The 15,285-nt window shown below is 59.2% G+C and carries 15 protein-coding genes and 3 pseudogenes; 4 read left to right on the top strand and 14 right to left on the bottom strand.

Annotated features, from left to right (window positions below; all coding sequences use genetic code 11):
- Positions 1 to 108: 108 nt before the first annotated feature.
- The 3 genes from AC56KW_RS13100 to AC56KW_RS13090 all read right to left on the bottom strand — a co-directional run bounded on the left by AC56KW_RS13100 (position 109) and on the right by AC56KW_RS13090 (position 1,546).
- The gene (locus tag AC56KW_RS13100; RefSeq protein WP_497171166.1) at positions 109 to 678 is read right to left on the bottom strand and encodes a DUF302 domain-containing protein; all 570 of its coding nucleotides are present in this window, start codon (positions 676 to 678) and stop codon (positions 109 to 111) included.
- Between the two features lie 597 nt (positions 679 to 1,275).
- Positions 1,276 to 1,416: a transposase gene (locus AC56KW_RS13095; RefSeq protein WP_497171165.1), complete on the bottom strand. Its 141-nt coding sequence runs from the start codon at positions 1,414 to 1,416 to the stop codon at positions 1,276 to 1,278.
- 64 nt (positions 1,417 to 1,480) lie between these two features.
- On the bottom strand, positions 1,481 to 1,546 hold the full coding sequence (locus AC56KW_RS13090; protein WP_497171216.1) for a hypothetical protein: 66 nt from the start codon (positions 1,544 to 1,546) through the stop codon (positions 1,481 to 1,483).
- 302 nt (positions 1,547 to 1,848) lie between these two features.
- Between AC56KW_RS13090 and AC56KW_RS13085 the strand changes: the two genes are divergently transcribed.
- Positions 1,849 to 2,010, top strand: coding sequence for a hypothetical protein (locus tag AC56KW_RS13085; protein WP_497171164.1), 162 nt, complete (start codon positions 1,849 to 1,851; stop codon positions 2,008 to 2,010).
- 216 nt (positions 2,011 to 2,226) lie between these two features.
- On the opposite strand, the pseudogene AC56KW_RS13080 reads toward AC56KW_RS13085, so the two are convergent.
- The 11 genes and pseudogenes from AC56KW_RS13080 to AC56KW_RS13030 form a co-directional block, all read right to left on the bottom strand.
- Positions 2,227 to 2,340 (bottom strand): annotated as a pseudogene (locus tag AC56KW_RS13080) (STAS domain-containing protein); the annotation flags it as partial.
- A 42-nt stretch (positions 2,341 to 2,382) separates the two neighbouring features.
- The gene (locus AC56KW_RS13075; protein ID WP_497171215.1) at positions 2,383 to 3,633 is read right to left on the bottom strand and encodes an IS256 family transposase; all 1,251 of its coding nucleotides are present in this window, start codon (positions 3,631 to 3,633) and stop codon (positions 2,383 to 2,385) included.
- Between the two features lie 74 nt (positions 3,634 to 3,707).
- A pseudogene (locus AC56KW_RS13070) lies at positions 3,708 to 4,556 on the bottom strand (SulP family inorganic anion transporter); the annotation flags it as partial.
- A 495-nt stretch (positions 4,557 to 5,051) separates the two neighbouring features.
- A protein-coding gene (locus tag AC56KW_RS13065; protein ID WP_497171163.1) for an IS3 family transposase occupies positions 5,052 to 6,310 on the bottom strand; the annotation gives its coding sequence in 2 pieces (ribosomal slippage) (positions 5,052 to 5,980 and positions 5,980 to 6,310; 1,260 coding nt in all).
- 513 nt (positions 6,311 to 6,823) lie between these two features.
- Positions 6,824 to 7,984: a c-type cytochrome biogenesis protein CcsB gene (gene ccsB, locus AC56KW_RS13060; RefSeq protein ID WP_497171162.1), complete on the bottom strand. Its 1,161-nt coding sequence runs from the start codon at positions 7,982 to 7,984 to the stop codon at positions 6,824 to 6,826.
- A gap of 155 nt (positions 7,985 to 8,139) precedes the next feature.
- The gene (locus AC56KW_RS13055) at positions 8,140 to 8,769 is read right to left on the bottom strand and encodes a class I SAM-dependent methyltransferase (protein WP_497171161.1); all 630 of its coding nucleotides are present in this window, start codon (positions 8,767 to 8,769) and stop codon (positions 8,140 to 8,142) included.
- A 108-nt stretch (positions 8,770 to 8,877) separates the two neighbouring features.
- Positions 8,878 to 9,576, bottom strand: a complete 699-nt coding sequence (locus AC56KW_RS13050) for an MBL fold metallo-hydrolase (protein ID WP_497171160.1) — start codon at positions 9,574 to 9,576, stop codon at positions 8,878 to 8,880.
- A gap of 45 nt (positions 9,577 to 9,621) precedes the next feature.
- A complete protein-coding gene (locus tag AC56KW_RS13045; protein ID WP_027868008.1) occupies positions 9,622 to 10,428 on the bottom strand; it encodes a sulfite exporter TauE/SafE family protein in 807 nt (268 codons plus the stop codon).
- A 27-nt stretch (positions 10,429 to 10,455) separates the two neighbouring features.
- Positions 10,456 to 10,893 (bottom strand): YeeE/YedE family protein, encoded by a 438-nt coding sequence (locus tag AC56KW_RS13040; RefSeq protein ID WP_027868007.1) that lies wholly within the window; start codon positions 10,891 to 10,893, stop codon positions 10,456 to 10,458.
- A 12-nt stretch (positions 10,894 to 10,905) separates the two neighbouring features.
- The gene (locus AC56KW_RS13035) at positions 10,906 to 11,337 is read right to left on the bottom strand and encodes a YeeE/YedE family protein (protein WP_497171159.1); all 432 of its coding nucleotides are present in this window, start codon (positions 11,335 to 11,337) and stop codon (positions 10,906 to 10,908) included.
- Positions 11,334 to 11,693 (bottom strand): ArsR/SmtB family transcription factor, encoded by a 360-nt coding sequence (locus AC56KW_RS13030; protein ID WP_497171158.1) that lies wholly within the window; start codon positions 11,691 to 11,693, stop codon positions 11,334 to 11,336. The genes AC56KW_RS13035 and AC56KW_RS13030 overlap by 4 nt, the downstream gene beginning before the upstream one ends.
- Positions 11,694 to 11,979: 286 nt before the next feature.
- Here AC56KW_RS13030 and AC56KW_RS13025 point away from each other — a divergent pair.
- The 3 genes and pseudogenes from AC56KW_RS13025 (at position 11,980) to AC56KW_RS13015 (ending at position 15,202) form a co-directional block, all read left to right on the top strand.
- Positions 11,980 to 13,645, top strand: a pseudogene (locus tag AC56KW_RS13025) (bifunctional protein tyrosine phosphatase family protein/NAD(P)/FAD-dependent oxidoreductase).
- 60 nt (positions 13,646 to 13,705) lie between these two features.
- Complete coding sequence (locus tag AC56KW_RS13020) at positions 13,706 to 14,176, top strand: methyltransferase family protein (RefSeq protein ID WP_497171157.1); 471 nt, start codon at positions 13,706 to 13,708, stop codon at positions 14,174 to 14,176.
- Between the two features lie 234 nt (positions 14,177 to 14,410).
- A complete protein-coding gene (locus AC56KW_RS13015) occupies positions 14,411 to 15,202 on the top strand; it encodes an OBAP family protein (protein WP_497171156.1) in 792 nt (263 codons plus the stop codon).
- The last annotated feature ends 83 nt before the right edge of the window (positions 15,203 to 15,285 follow it).

Raw genomic sequence — 15,285 nt, 5'->3', positions numbered from 1 at the left:
TATAAGCATATAACCATTAAGATCGATGTACAGCAAGATATTTCGATGCTGCAAAGCGGCATGCAGTGGCTTGTCGTGGTCCAAGCCACTATCGCTAACACAAGAGGCTTAGAATTCTCCGTTCGCAGCGCGATCAAGCATCTTCAGCATAGTTGCACGCACCTGCGTGACTCTCGTACGGAGATCGGGTGGCATAGGCCTCCCCAGTTTGATCAGGATGTCCATGTTCATCGCGTAGATCCAGAGGCCGTCGTGCTGCTCTACAACGGAAATCCGGCAGGGAAGGAACGCTGCCATCGCCGGACTGAAGTCGACAATCGCACGTGCAGTATCAGGATCGCAGTACGAGTAGATTTTCAGGAACCTCTGCGCCCGCCCGGAGCGCAGCGCCAGTTCGTTTGAAAGAAACAATTCGCCGACTGGTCGGAGGTTGTCTTCTGCTGCGACACTGGTGAACGCTTCTTCGATCTCCTGGATCGACACGCCAGGAGCGACCTTGCGCGACCAGGTGGCTGCCACAGCGGCATCGCCGCCGGCGTGTACCCACTTGCCAAACACCGTGGCAGCTTCGTGTCCGGCGCCCGGCTCGGTGCGCGCAAGGACGCCCAGGGTATTGCAGCCCGAAATCGTAGCTGCAAACGAAATGACGAGAGTGATTTGGCGAATGGAGGGATGCATGAGTTTGCTTCAGCCGGGAATCGTGCCAGCAGCATATTCTTCAGGCAATTCCTGCGCAAGTAAACCATGCGTACCTCTCATGGCTCGATCCGGGAACGCGACCTTTCCGAACATCGAAACAGGCCTACGTAAGCGCGGCCGTCGCACCTGAACCGGTGCAACGATCGCTTGCACTCATCATCAGCAACGACATTGAAACTGGGCCGCGCACTGGCAAAGGCGGAGAGGGAATAGGATCACGATTGACTTTAGACGCCCAGCAAGACCGTTCGACATTCCGCCAACAGATGAGCGAGCATGCAAGCGAAAGGAGTGCCTGAGAGACTTCTCCCCGTCGTTCATGCGATGAGCAGATGCAAATCGTGGACCTGCACATCTGAGAGCTGGGCTACCAGAGGCAGTCCAAGTTCGTACACCAGCAAATGATGTTTGCAGCCGAGTTTTCCACGATCAGTTAGGTACCGGCCGATATGCTCGCCACTAGCCGATACAGGCACACTAGCAGCGTCGACGCTCGCTTGACCTAAAAAAAATTTGGTCATACTCGCGGAGACGTCGTAAAACTGGTTTATGGACGCTGACAAACGCCTGCTTGCATCATTCGCGAAGGCAACGCCAGCACGTCATGTCGGTACCGCAGCCGAGCTCCCGCGGCAGGTATTCCCAAGGTATTCCGGTCGTTAGGCTGGAAAGGATGCCGGTCAGGGTTGCGCGATCGTCGACACGTGTTTCTATCAAACAGGGCGATGACGATGATCGCGCCCAGGTCGTCCATCATCAACCAACGCCGTCAGGAAGATGTTCAGCGATGCCGGCACCTGCCGAGCAAAGCCCATACGCCAAGCGCAAACGTGATGTCGGTTGCCATTGGCACGCCAACGCCTGCCTGAGTTGGCGTGCTGCGTTCATGCCAAAGTGGAGCAAGGGCGGCACTGCGATACCGCTAGCCGCAGCCAACATCGGTAGCCGGGCATTGCTCGTGTCGGACAATTCACCGCTCTACGGTACGCGTTCACGTTCCAGACCGATGAGCAGGAAGAACACCTGCCATGAAGCCGTCGTTGACCCAATGCTCGAGGTTCAGTCCCGCGACAACCCGGCCCCAAAGCCGAGGTAACTAGCATCAGAGGAGAAGTTTGCAATTGATAGGCAGACAAGCGTGCAGACAATATGCACGATGCAGCCAACCTTGCTGGATTCAATGAATTGCTTGAGGTATCGGAGAGACCGCGTTCGACGCGAATCATGCTGCCTCCCAGAGGGCAGGATGAAAGGGGCAAAGCAGCGGGCAAGAAGAAGGATTTGCTTGATGGACGCGAAAAAGCCGCGTGACGGCCCGGCCACCGCGCGTCCTGTCGTACCCCTACAATATCAGCACCCAGCAAACATTACAGATGGACGTCGTGGTGCAGCACGCTGTTGGCAACGGCCACGGCTGAAGATTACCAAGCATGACAGGAGCGGACAACGCCCGTACTCAGCCGACCCCTGACGTCCCTGGACGGCAGCTTCCACCCGAAACGAACCTTCACAAGCAGAGTGTCAAGGCTAATGACCGACGAGCACATCATGGCCGTCATGCTTGTCGTGGACACCGAATTTGTCGACCAAGGTGGCACTTGCTTCGTTGAGGCCTTCCACTTCTACTTGCGTGCCAAGCCTGGGACCTGTCAGAAATTCTGTGTGCGGGGCCAGAATTCTTAGTTAGATAATTGCGTTCGTGAAGCGCTCGCCGAACATGATGGCGAACTGGTTTGCAGCCTGCTTCCAGGTACGCTGCGGCATCTTCCAATCTTTCTCGATATTACGCAAGGCCAGGAACAATAATTTGGTCGCAGCCTCGTCGCTCGGGAAGTGGCCGCGGTTCTTGACGATCTTTCGTAGGCGCATATGCAGGCTTTCAATGGCGTTGGTCGTGTAGATGATCGTGCGCACTTCCGGCGGGTAGGCGAAGAAGGGAATGACCTGCTGCCATTGGCGCCTCCACATCGCGGCCACTGTCGGAAACCTGGTGCCCCACGGGCCAGCCGCAAACGCATCGAGCGCCGCTTCAGCCAGGTCGGCATTGGCGGAGTGGTAGATTGGCTTGAGAGCTGCCGCCAGCTCCTTACGGTCCTTCCAGGCCGCCAGCGTGGTCGAGTTGCGGATCAGGTGCACGATGCATGTCTGGATCTGCGCTTGCGGATAAACCGCCTCAATCGCTTCAGGGAAACCGCGCAGCCCATCAACGACGGCAATCAGGATGTCGTCCAGGCCGCGGTTCCTGAGTTCGTTGAAAACCTTCAGCCAGAATTTGGCGCCTTCAGTTTGTTCGATCCACAGTCCCAGCACCTCCTTGCGGCCATCGGCACGAATGCCTAAGGCCAGATAAACGGCCTTGTTCTTGACAGTGCCTTCGTCCCGGATCTTCAGACGCAACGCGTCGAAATACACGATCGGGTACATCGCTTCGAGCGGCCGCTGCTGCCATTGCGTGACCTCTTCGAGGACCTCGTCGGTGATGGTCGAAATCAGGTCTGGCGAGACCTCAGTGCCGTACAACTCCAGCAGGTGCGCCTGGATCTCGCGCACGCTCATCCCGCGCGCGTACATGCTGATGACGTGATCGTCGAAACCCGACATCCGGCGCTGATGCTTGGCCACCAGCTTGGGCTCAAAGCTCGACAGGCGATCGCGCGGGATATCCAGATTCAGCTCGCCAACAGGCGTCAGCACCTTCTTCGGGCTGCTGCCGTTGCGGTGGTTTTTGCTGCCTTCTTCTTCGTTGGCCAGATGGTGATTCAACTCGGCCGACAGCATGCGCTCAGCCAGCATCTTCTTAAGCTGCCCGGCCAAGCCAGACTCGCCAAGGATCGACTCGGCGTCCTTGTTCTCAACCTGGGCTAGCAACTGGTCGATCAGTTCGACTGGGAATGGGTACGCTGCTTTCTGTTTTTTGGGCTTTTTGGTGGTCATTACGTCGGTCATGGAACAGTCCTTTCGGCATTATTTCATGACCCCGCTCCACACAGAAATTCTGACAGGTCCTTGATGACCGACTGACCGATCATCGCGCAACCAGCCATACCTCCGATGAAACCGGTCGCAATGTTTGCGACGCCTTGACCTACGCATTCCCGGTTCTTATCGCTCTTGGTGTCGGTAAGGTCGTCGACGATCGTAGCCGTCATCAGCGACTCGAGCAGGCCTACCACCATTAAGGTTGCCGAGTATGGGAGGATGATTTGAAGGGTCTCGAGATTGAGCGGCACGTTCGGGATTAGGAAAGACGGCAGGTTGTCCGGGAGCTGTCCCATGTCGCCCACGGTACGTATATCCAGGCCTAGTGCGATCGAGGCACCTGTCAGAACTACAATTGCAACTAGTGGGGACGGGATTGTGCGCGTCACATACGGCAAGCCATAGATGATGGCAAGACCAGCGGCGGTGACGGCGTATACGTGCCAGGAAACATTCGTCAGCTCTGGCAACTGGGCCAAGAAGATCAGGATGGCAAGTGCATTCACGAAGCCGGTGATCACCGAGCGTGACACGAAACGCATTAGCCGACCAAGCTTGATCCATCCGGCAGCGATTTGAAGAGCACCGGCAAGGATCGTCGCTGCGAGTAAGTAGTCTAGGCCATGGGTTTTAACCAGGGAAACCATGATGAGCGCCATTGCGCCGGTAGCGGCCGAAATCATTCCGGGACGGCCACCGAAGAAGGCGATCAGGGTCGCGATGGAGAATGAAGCATACAGGCCGACCTTCGGATCAACGCCAGCAATGATGGAAAAAGCAATGGCTTCTGGAATGAGTGCAAGTGCGACAACGAGACCTGCAAGCAGGTCATTACGAACGTTTGAAAACCAATCCTGGCGAATTGTTTGTAGAGACATAGATTTACCTTCTCAGGCGTATATCGCCGAGTACAGATGAATGAGCAACGCTGCGCGAATACGTACGCACAGCAGATCTGAAACAAGCATTGAGAGCCCGCTGCCGCAGAAAGCGGCATCGGTCTACCTGTCGATGAGAAGGTGTCTTACGGAGGAGTAACGGAGCAGAAATAACCGCGTGGCAAACCTACGCCTGGGTAGGAGGGCTCATCACGACCGAGACATGTACAAGCGCACTCAGCGGCGTACTTCCGGCGCGAAATGGTGTCGGATGTTCGGAAGGGATCGGTCATAGTGCGCCATTCTGCATTGCAGCATAGATACAGTCAAGGAGAGCTTACTGTTCGCTTTAGCCCTACCCTGAGTAAAAACGCAAATCGACGCTGCAGTAGAAAGGAATATGCCGAAGCGAGTACCCGCACGAAGCTGTGCCCGGCAGCGACGTATTCAAGCTGGCATGTTCTTGCCCCGCTTTTCCCGGACACAGCCTGATGCCTATTTAGCGTCAGTTTCCAGAGCCTGACGGCGTCGCTCTTTCCTAAACATGCGCGGCGATTTGTAGCCGAGCGCCGAATGCGGATGCACCTCGTTGAAGTGCTTGAAGGCGTCGGGCAACTGGGCAAGCACGACAGCGCCGCTACTGCGGTCCATGCAACCGACGTAATCGCGTTTGAACGTGTTCACGAAGCTCTCTGCCATGCCGTTCGACTGCGGGCTGTTCACTGGGGTATGCACTGGCTTGATGCCCAGCTCATGGGCCAGGGCATGCGTTTCGATGGCCCGGAAAGCTCCGCCATTGTCACTCAAGAATTCAACAGTAATCGCGCGCTCGTCCGTGCTGCCAAAACGCGTTTCCACAGCCTCGATCATCATGTCCCGCACCGGTTCACCAGGCAATCCTCGGCCGACCCAGGCACGCCAGGCGATGATCTCGCGGTCGCAGCAGTCCTTCATGAAAACACCAGTCACGACTTCGCCGTTGTCGCAGGCGATCTCGAAGCCGTCCGAGCACCAGCGCTGGTTCGATTCCTCGACCATCACTTTGCCATCGTGAGCACGGCCGCTATCACTACGCCTAGGCGATTTGGGCAGCAGCAAACCCTGCTGCTTCATCACACGGTACATGCGCTTGTGGTTCACGGGGCGCAGGCCCATCAGGCTGCGCGTGCGGTTCACCAGGGCGCCGGCACGACGATAGCCGTAAGTCGGCAGTGCCGTGATCTCGGCGCGTACGGCGTCGGCAATCATCGCGTCAGCTACTGGATCAAGCTTGGCGACGGTGCGCTTGTCGACCCAGTCTGCAGGTCGGGCAAGCAGGTCAGTCACGTGCGAGCGCGCTACACCAAGGACAACGCAGACAGGCTTCACTGCCCGTCCTTGTCCAATAAGGGTGAGCGCGCAATCCACTTTTTTTCGCGAGCCAGCTCGACCGCTTCACGCAGGATCTCCGCCTCCATCGTCTTTTTGCCCAGCATGCGCTGCAGTTGCGCGATCTGGGCGCGTGCCGCTGCCAATTCGCTCGCCGGCACGACCGATTCACCTGATTGCACCGCGACCAGGGCGCCTTCCCGCTCGAGCTTGCGCCAGTTGAACAGCTGGCTGGCACTGATGCCGTGCTTGCGGGCCACCAGCGACACGCTCATGCCCGGCTCGTACGTTTCCTTGACCAGCGCAGCCTTTTCCTGCACTGACCAGCGGCGGCGTCGCTCTTCCGACACCGTCACGACTTCGATGGTTTGCTTGTTACTAGTCATATTCACAGTCTTATTCCTATCCGTAAGGATACAACATCGACTGTGTCTGGTGAATCAAGGGGCTATCTCAGGCAAGAACGGTTCTGGCCGCGGTCATACTGCTGATCACTTACCCGAGCACAAGGTCTCTCTAGTGGCCAGGTCGGAAAAAGTGGGCTCGCCTCGCACGGGTTTTTCTCGCCAATGTCACGCTGCTATCAACGACCGCCTATCCAAGGCAATTGGTTACGAGTGCCGCCTCACTCCCTTCCTGCAGACTTGCGCAGATACTGAATTCGTACGCGTTGCGCTCTACGGGCTCCCGCTCAAGCCTTCCTATCGAAGGCCGAAAGAAAGCAATCAAGCTGGATCGTAGCTGCAAGGTCCACTGGCAGTCCCCGCCCTGACCCGTCTAGCTTTCAAGCGACGATGCCAGATGCCAGCGCAGTTGTTCTCGACTCCCGCACTGCCTTTCGTAGATGACTCGATATCAACATGGACTACGTCGGCAACAAGGAACGTTACTGTCGTGGATCACAATTCTCCATACGAGTGCAGGCCCGACAGAAACATGTTCACGCCGATGAAGGCGAAGGTCGTCACCAGCAGGCCCACCACCGACCACCAAGCTGCGGCGCGGCCGCGCAGCCCGTTCATCAGGCGCAGGTGCAGCCAGGCCGCGTAGTTGAGCCAGACGATCAGGGCCCAGGTTTCCTTCGGGTCCCAGGACCAGTAGCCGCCCCAGGCCTCCGCCGCCCACAGCGCGCCCAGGATAGTGGCGACGGTGAAGAAAGCGAAGCCGACCGAGATCGACTTGTACATCACGTCGTCCAGCACTTCCAGGCTGGGGAGGCGGTCGGCCAGGATGCCGTGGGATTTCAGCAGGTATGCACAGCCGACCATCGCGGCCAGTGCGAAGGTGCCGTAGCCGATGAAGTTGGCCGGCACGTGGATCTTCATCCACCAGCTCTGCAGCGCCGGCGCCAGGGGCTGGATTTGGGCGGCATCGCGCGACACCGTGTACCAGAGTAGGAAGACGACCGCCGCCGCGATGATCAATAGGACGAAGGCGCCCAACTGGAGCGTGGCGTAACGCTCCTCGTAATACAGGTGGAACAGCGCGGTGATCAGCGCGAATAGGATGAACACTTCGTACAGATTCGACACCGGAATGTGGCCGACGTCCGCACCCATCAGGTAGGACTCGAACCAGCGCACCGCCATGCCGGTGAAACCCAGGACCACGGCGGCCCAGCACAGGCGGGAGCCGAGCGCACTGCTGGCGTGCGAGCGTGCCAGCATGCCGATCCAGTAGAACACGGTCGAGAACACGAACAGCACGCTCATCCAGAGGATCGCCGACTGGCTCGACAGCATGTATTTCAGGAAGAAATTCTGTTCCGCCGCCGCCAAGGAACCGTCATAGAGCGACACAGCCCACAAGGACAGCAGCGCGCAGAAAGGGAGCAGCCAGCGCACCGGCTTCCAGTGCCAGCCGAGGGCCGCCAGCGTCGGTGCGGTCAGCAGCAGGATCGCACGCTCATAGCCATCCATGAAAGCCGCATACCGGTTCAGAGCGAACAGCGCGGCGGCCAGCAGGCCGGCGCCAAACATCCAGTCAAAGCCCGTCAGACGACGAAAATAGCCGGGTGCCACCTTGTAGGCAGCGCCCGGATTCGGTTGGGATGCTTCCATGCTTGTCTCCATCAATCATTTTTATAATTGCGCCTTGTTGGCGCACACTAGCGAGTGCTTTCGAATGTCGGCCTTCCTGCGCAGGGACTTCGTCGCCACCAAAAGCGCGACAATTCGCGCGACTCAGCAGAGACCGGCAAGACCACCGATGGCGATTACACGGCTTTTCTCGCGACCAGGCCGATGAGTGCCGAGCGCCCTGCGTGTTGCGTTCCTTCGTCAAGATTTGCCTCGTATTCGCGCAGCTCGACAATGTCTAGCGCGCCGAGTCCCGTGCGGAGCATTTCCTCGGTATAAAGATTCTCCAACACCCCAGGACCGCCTGTCTTGTACACGAGCTGCTTGGGCGTATATCCATGCAAAATCAGGATGCCGCCCGGCTTCAGCGTGGCGATGATGTTTGCGAACAGGCGAGCCCGCAGTGCCGGGTCGGCAAACTGAACGAAGATCGCAGCGACCATGTCGTAATATGCCGGCTTCCAGCTCCAGGCATCGCAATCGGCAATGTGGAAGTCCACCGCCACCTGCGCATCGCTGGCAAGCAGCCTTGCCTTGCCGACGGCCACTGACGAGACATCGAAGGCGTCCACGCTCAGGCCCTGGCGGGCGAGCCAGACGCTGTTACGCCCCTCCCCGTCCGCGACCGCCAGCGCCCGCATCCCCGGCCGGAGCAGGTGCCGCTGGCTGGCCAGGTAGTCGTTGGGCGCGGTCCCGAAGAGAAATCCAGGTGTGGCGTAACGCTGGTCCCACAGGCTTGCTGCCATTGCCGCAGAATCGTCCGTCATTGCAATCCTTGTCATCCGACAGGCTCGCCGCAGTCTGCCTGTCATGTATTGTTCATTATCCGGGAGGCGCAGCGCTCAATCGGCCGTGAGGGGCGAGCGCTGCATGCGTCAGACGCTATGCGGCAAACCCAGGTTCTGGTTCGCCGGCACGGCGACGTCGATCCGTTTCGGTTTTGGCAGGTTCAACTCGCCCATCAACTGGACGAACTCGTCGCGGCTGCGGTTGGACAGCCGCGCGTTGTGCTGCTTCTCCCAACCGATCGTCGATACCACCTGCCCCTTGTAGTCGTGTCCCGGCCACATCAACATGTCGTCTGGAAGCGAAAACAGCTTTTTCGTCACGCTGTCGAACAAGGCGTCGGCGCTGCCGCTCTGGAAATCGGTTCGGCCGCACCCGTTGATCAAAAGGGTGTCGCCGGTGAACACGTTGTTGCGCCACACATAGCTCATGCTTCCTCCGGTATGGCCGGGTGTATGCAAGACCAGGATTTCTTCGCTGCCGAAGCGAAGCACATCGCCGTCATTCAACTGGATGTCGGCAGGCGGGATACCGCAGCCGCTCGGGACCGCCGCCTTTGCGCCGGTCAGCTCGCGCAGTTTGCCGGCCGACGTGACGTGATCCGCGTGGGCATGCGTTTCGAGGACGTAAGCCAGCTTCAGGTTGAGGCGCCGCAGGTGCGCCAGGTCGCGCTCCCAGTGCTCGTCGACAGGGTCGATCAACACTGCCTCGGCGCCAGCCTGGGTCGCGAGAATATAGGTAAAGGTCGAAGACTCGGGGTCAAACAGCTGAATTGGCCTGAGATTCATGGCAGTTCTCCTTGAATAGGATGAGCGCCGCATGGGCGGCTAGAATTATCGGTACAGCACCTTGGCGATCATGCCCACCGCGACGAGTGCCGACACAGCGGCAAAACCGATCTGCAACTGCGGACCGGCGAGCCGGTCCGATACAATGCGGCCGCCCAGCATGCCAGCCAGCGCCCCTGCGGCAAACGGCAGGGCCACCGCCCAAGTCATCGAGCCGGCAAACGCACTTGATGCTACGCCAGTCACCGACACCAGGGCGATCACCGCCAGCGAAGTCGCCACGGTCGATTGCATATCCAGATTGGTATACCGCTGCAGCGCAGGCACCATCACGAAGCCGCCGCCAACACCGAGCAGGCCGGACAGCAAGCCCGCGACCGTGCCGGACAGGGCGAGCGAACGCGCGCAACGCGCAGTCCAGACAAAGCGGCCTGTGCCGCTGTCACGCATACATGGCTGCTCGAGGTCGTCGGCACTGTCCTGGCGGACGGCCTGCTTACTGGTGGCACGCCGGAATGTCTTAAACGCCACAAACAACAGGACCAGTGCGAACAGTACGCTGAGCCAGCGATTGTCGATACGGTGCGCAAGCCACAAGCCGACTGGCGACAATAGCATCCCTGTCGCCGAGATCAGGACGGCGGCCCGGTAGCGTACGATCCCGGCTTTTAAACCCAGGATGGCGCCGAGGGCCGCAGCCATGCCGACCGCCAGCAGGCCAATCGGACCGGCCTGGGCAACCCCCATCTGCATGCCAAAGACGAGCAGCGGCACCGCGAGAATGCCGCCGCCGGCACCAGTGAGCGCAAGCACCACGCCAACCACTAGACCAAGCCCCAGACTGATCAGCATGACGTTGCCCTCACCGTGGCGTTGCGGTTACGCACGCTGCTTGCTTGGGGCAGCTGGCAGGCGCTCCAGCAGCTCGAAGATCGCCATCCCGGCCAGCAGTGCGCCGGTAAAGATGAGCGGCTTCTCACCACCGCCGACCAGCGACACCAGCGCCGGCCCCGGGCAATAGCCCGCCAGGCCCCAGCCCACCCCAAAGGTCAGGCCGCCGAAGACCAGGCGCCGGTCGATCTGCGTGGCGGTTGGCAAGCGCATGGCATCGCCGAGCAGCGACTTTTGGCGTCCGGCGGCAAAATGGAAGGCGATCAGGCCGACTGCAATCGCTCCGCCCATGACGAATGCCAGCGAAGGATCCCAATTGCCGGCCAGGTCGAGGAAGTTCAGGACTTTCGCCGGGTCGGCCATGCCCGACACAAGCAGACCGATACCGAAGACAAGCCCGACGATCAATGCCATTACGATTTGCATGAAAAATTCTCCTTAAACCATTAGGTGACGCACGACATACACGGTGACAAATCCGGCCAGCATGAAGCTCGCCGTGGCGACCAGGGAACGCGGTGAACGCCGCGACAGGCCGCATACGCCGTGGCCGCTTGTGCACCCTGCCCCATAGCGCGTGCCTAGGCCGACCAGCAATCCGGCGACGACCAGCGTTCCGGTGCCGGCGTCGATGCGGGCCTCCGGCAGGGCGGCAAACATCCCGTACACCAAAGGTGCACCGAGCAGTCCCCCAAGAAACGCGACACGCCAGGCGATGTCGCCCCGAAGTGGTCGCAGCAAGCCGCCGAGCACGCCGCTGATGCCAGCAATCCGCCCGTTGAACAGTACAAACAGTGCGGCCGATAGACCGATCAGCAAGCCGCCGAACAGCGACGCCCACGGCGTGAACTCGCTCCAGTTGATGGTCATGATTTACTCTCCTTAAGCGTTTTACAGTACAGCTCGTACAGAACTTCCATCACTGCCATCGCGTCCTTGCTCGCGATGGTGTAATAGATCTGCTTGCCCTCCCGGCGTGTATTGACCAGCTGCTCATCACGCAGCACGCCAAGCTGTTGCGAGAGCGTCGGTTGGCGAATGCCGGTCAAGGCTTCGAGCTCGCTGACACAGAACTCCCCTTGGGTCATCTGGCAAAGCAGCAGCAGGCGGTCGGGATTGCCCAGCGCCTTCAACAGGCCGCAAGCCTGCTCCGCGGCGTGGCGCATCGATTCGATATCGATGCCGTCGGCAGGACACAGCCCTTTTTCTTCATCCGTTGTCAGCATCCTACTCACCATTCAAAATACATTTTCATAGTATATCGTGTCTCGAACTATTTTCAAGTATATTGTCACTTGTGTCGGCGATCGGCGACATTGTGTGTGCGTGCCGGATCGGGAGTCAGGCGTATGCTTAGAAATGTCACCTGAATTGCTGCAGGCGAGGAATTGTTAACACGACAACTTTTGACCTTCCTTGATCCGCATGGCCGGGCAGCGGCGCTCCTTCTGGCGGCTGTCAGCTCGTAAGCACAGTTGGTCAGACGGAAAAATCAACCATCCAGGAGATCCCATGAAATTCAAGCAGCTCAGCCCGGACCTCGCGGTCTCGCAACAGGTTCAACTTGAGGACATCCCCGCCTTGGCACAAGACGGTTTTCGTTCAATAATCTGCAACCGGCCGGATGGCGAAGGACCAGACCAGCCTGCGTTCAGCCAGATCGAGCAGGAGGCTGCACGGTTCGGCATGGAAGCAAGGTATCTTCCTGCGGCACCTGACAATGTCACCGACACCCATGCGGCCGCGTTCAAGCTACTGATGGCCGAATTGCCAAAGCCGGTACTCGGCTATTGCCGCACCGGGCGGCGCTCGACGTCGATGTGGGCGCTTTCTCGTGCAGGGGAGGAATCACCCGCCAAGTTGCTGGAGGCGGCCTCGCAGGCCGGCTACGATCTCGGCGCACTCGCGCCACGCCTTGAAAAAAAATAACCCGGAGGTAGACATGTCCGCATCACATGAGGTGCTCATCGTCGGCGGCGGCGCGGCCGGTATCGCAGTGGCGGCCAGTCTGCAAGCGCGGCTGCCCGGCATCGACATCGCCATCATCGAACCTGCCACCACCCACTTTTACCAGCCTGGCTGGACCATGGTCGGGGCTGGGATTTTCAAGGCCGGCGATACCGCGCACGACATGGCTTCGGTCATGCCGCGCGGAGTTCGCTGGATCAAGGCCGCGGCTGCCGAGTTCGCACCGGAACGCAACGCAGTGGTGCTTGCCGACGGCAGCGAGGTGGCTTACCGCAGCCTCGTGGTCTGCCCGGGCTTGAAGCTCGACTGGCAAGGCATCGAGGGCCTGGCCGATGCGCTTGGCCGCAATGGCGTCACGTCGAACTACCGCTTCGACCTGGCGCCCTATACCTGGGAACTGGTCCAGCAGTTGCGGCGCGGCCGCGTCCTGTTCACCCAACCCGCCATGCCAATCAAGTGCGCAGGAGCGCCCCAGAAAGCGATGTATCTGTCGGCGGACCACTGGAAACGTACAGGTGTGCTTGACGAAATCGATATCGACTTCTGCTCCGCCGGCGCAGTGCTGTTCGGTGTCGCGGACTATGTGCCGGCACTCATGGAATACGTGCAGGCCTACGGAATCGGGCTCAACTTCGGCGAGAACCTGACCGCGATCGACGGCGAAAGCAAGCGGGCTACTTTCACCCGGACAGGGGCCGACGGCGTCAAGCAGACGGTCGTCAGGGACTTCGACCTGATCCATGTGGTGCCGCCCCAGGTCGCTCCAGATTTCCTCCGCAGCAGCCCGTTGGCCGACGCTGCCGGATGGGCAGACGTCGACCCTGCCAGTTTGCGGCACCGGCGCTATGACAACATATTTGCGCTTGGGGATGCATGCAATACCAGTAATGCCAAAACCGCTGCGGCTGCGCGCAAGCAGGCTCCGGTAGTGGCGCACAACCTCCTCGCCCAGCTGGGCAAGGCCCAGGGGACGGCGAGCTACGACGGTTACGGTTCCTGCCCGCTAACCGTGGAACGGGGCAAGATCGTTCTTGCCGAATTTACCTATGGCGGAAAGCTCGCACCGAGCTTCCCGCCCTGGCTGATCGACGGCACCAGGCCGTCGCGCCTGGCCTGGCACTTGAAAAAAGACATCCTTCCAGCACTGTACTGGGATGGAATGCTCAAGGGTCGCGAATGGATGGCGCGGCCCCAGACAACGCAAGCGTGAAGCTGAGATAGCAAGCGCTTCGGCTTGAGGGACGCGCTCGCTTCTCAGGGGAAACTGGAGATGGCGAATCAAAACCATTTCGGCAGCCGCGGCGAAGCCTGGGTACTGATCCAGGTCCTGCTATTTGCCCTGTTCCTGCTGACGCCCCAAATCGGGCCGGCCTGGCCTGCGCCGACGGTATTCCGCTTCTTCGGAGCGACCGCTGTACTGATCGGAATCGCCGTTCTTGGCAGTAGTGCCGTCTCGCTCGGGAAATCGCTCACCCCCTTCCCGCGGCCCTTACCTACGGCAGAACTCGTCACGAATGGCGCCTACCGTCTCGTGCGGCATCCTATCTATTTCGGCCTGCTGCTGGCTGCGCTCGGGATTTCCTTATTTACCTTGAGTCCCTTGCGCCTTTTATTGACGTTGCTACTGGGCGTGTTTTTCGACTGCAAGGCAACGCGCGAAGAAAAGTGGTTGCTGGAGCGTTATCCCGGTTACCCCGCATATCAGGCAAGGGTCAGAAAACTGGTGCCCTACCTTTATTGAGCCCCAAGTACGGGTGCGCTGTATATACGTGCGCAAGCGACTGTGCTGGCCCGACACGATCGGCTTGCAGTTGAATGCGCGCGCCAGTCTAACCTCAACCGTGTTAACGTAATCCTGGCAGTGCGCTCCGTATCTGGCGTATTTCATCGAGATCCTGGCGTCAGTGTGGCTGGCCGCCGCACTGCAATTTACTGGAAATCATTGACGTGATTATCTACAAATGAGGAGCTCGCAATGAAGTTGAATGTACCTACCGCAGCAGTAATTTTTTTTGTCGCACTCGGGAGCGGATGCGCGACTGCGCAGTCAGGATCGCCGCCCAAGACCACGCCAGAAGGCGAGGCAAAATATGGCGATACCAAAATGCTCGAAGCTGGCGCGAAGATCCTGCAGAGCAATGCGCCTCTTAAAGGATTCGATGTGTATATGGACGGATTCCATCCGATGAAGGACAAGCCGGAAATGCAGATGGAGGCGCACCATTACTGCCATCAGATGAACGAGGACTTCGCGCAGTGTGTGCTCTTCGATGGCAATACGAAAACCGCCAATATGAATGGGGTGGAATATATTATTTCGGAAAAGCTGTTCAATACACTTCCTCAAGAGGAACGGAAATACTGGCATCCGCATAACGGCGAAATCCTGTCTGGCCAGTTGATTGCGCCAGGCCTGCCAGAAGCCGCCGAACATGCCCTGATGAAGAAGAAAATGAACAGCTACGGAAAGACTTGGCATGTCTGGCATACGGGAAACCAAGGCATGCCAGGCGACAAGATGCCGCTGGGTGAAGCCATGCTTGCCTGGTCGTTCAACCGGGACGGCGAGATCATGCCGGGCCTGGGCGAGGCGCGCGACCGGCAGTTGAAAGTCGATACAGCCAAAAAACGTGAGCAGCGTTCCGACTTGCGCGCACTGGCCAGGCCGCAATCGGGAGTGGACGACATGAAGGGTAAATTTCCGCGACCGACACGAGACATCCCGGGCGTCGTTGACCAGAAAGCCGCTGGCACAAAACCGCTTTGATTGCCTGCCTTTATTGCATAAGACATCAAATCGGGAGTGCCAGCTGACAGTGGCATGCGGTCCTGACGATTGGGTCGGGACCG

The sequence above is a fragment of the Telluria sp. RT2P19 genome (assembly GCF_059685725.1).
This window is presented reverse-complemented; position numbering and strand designations above follow the sequence as displayed.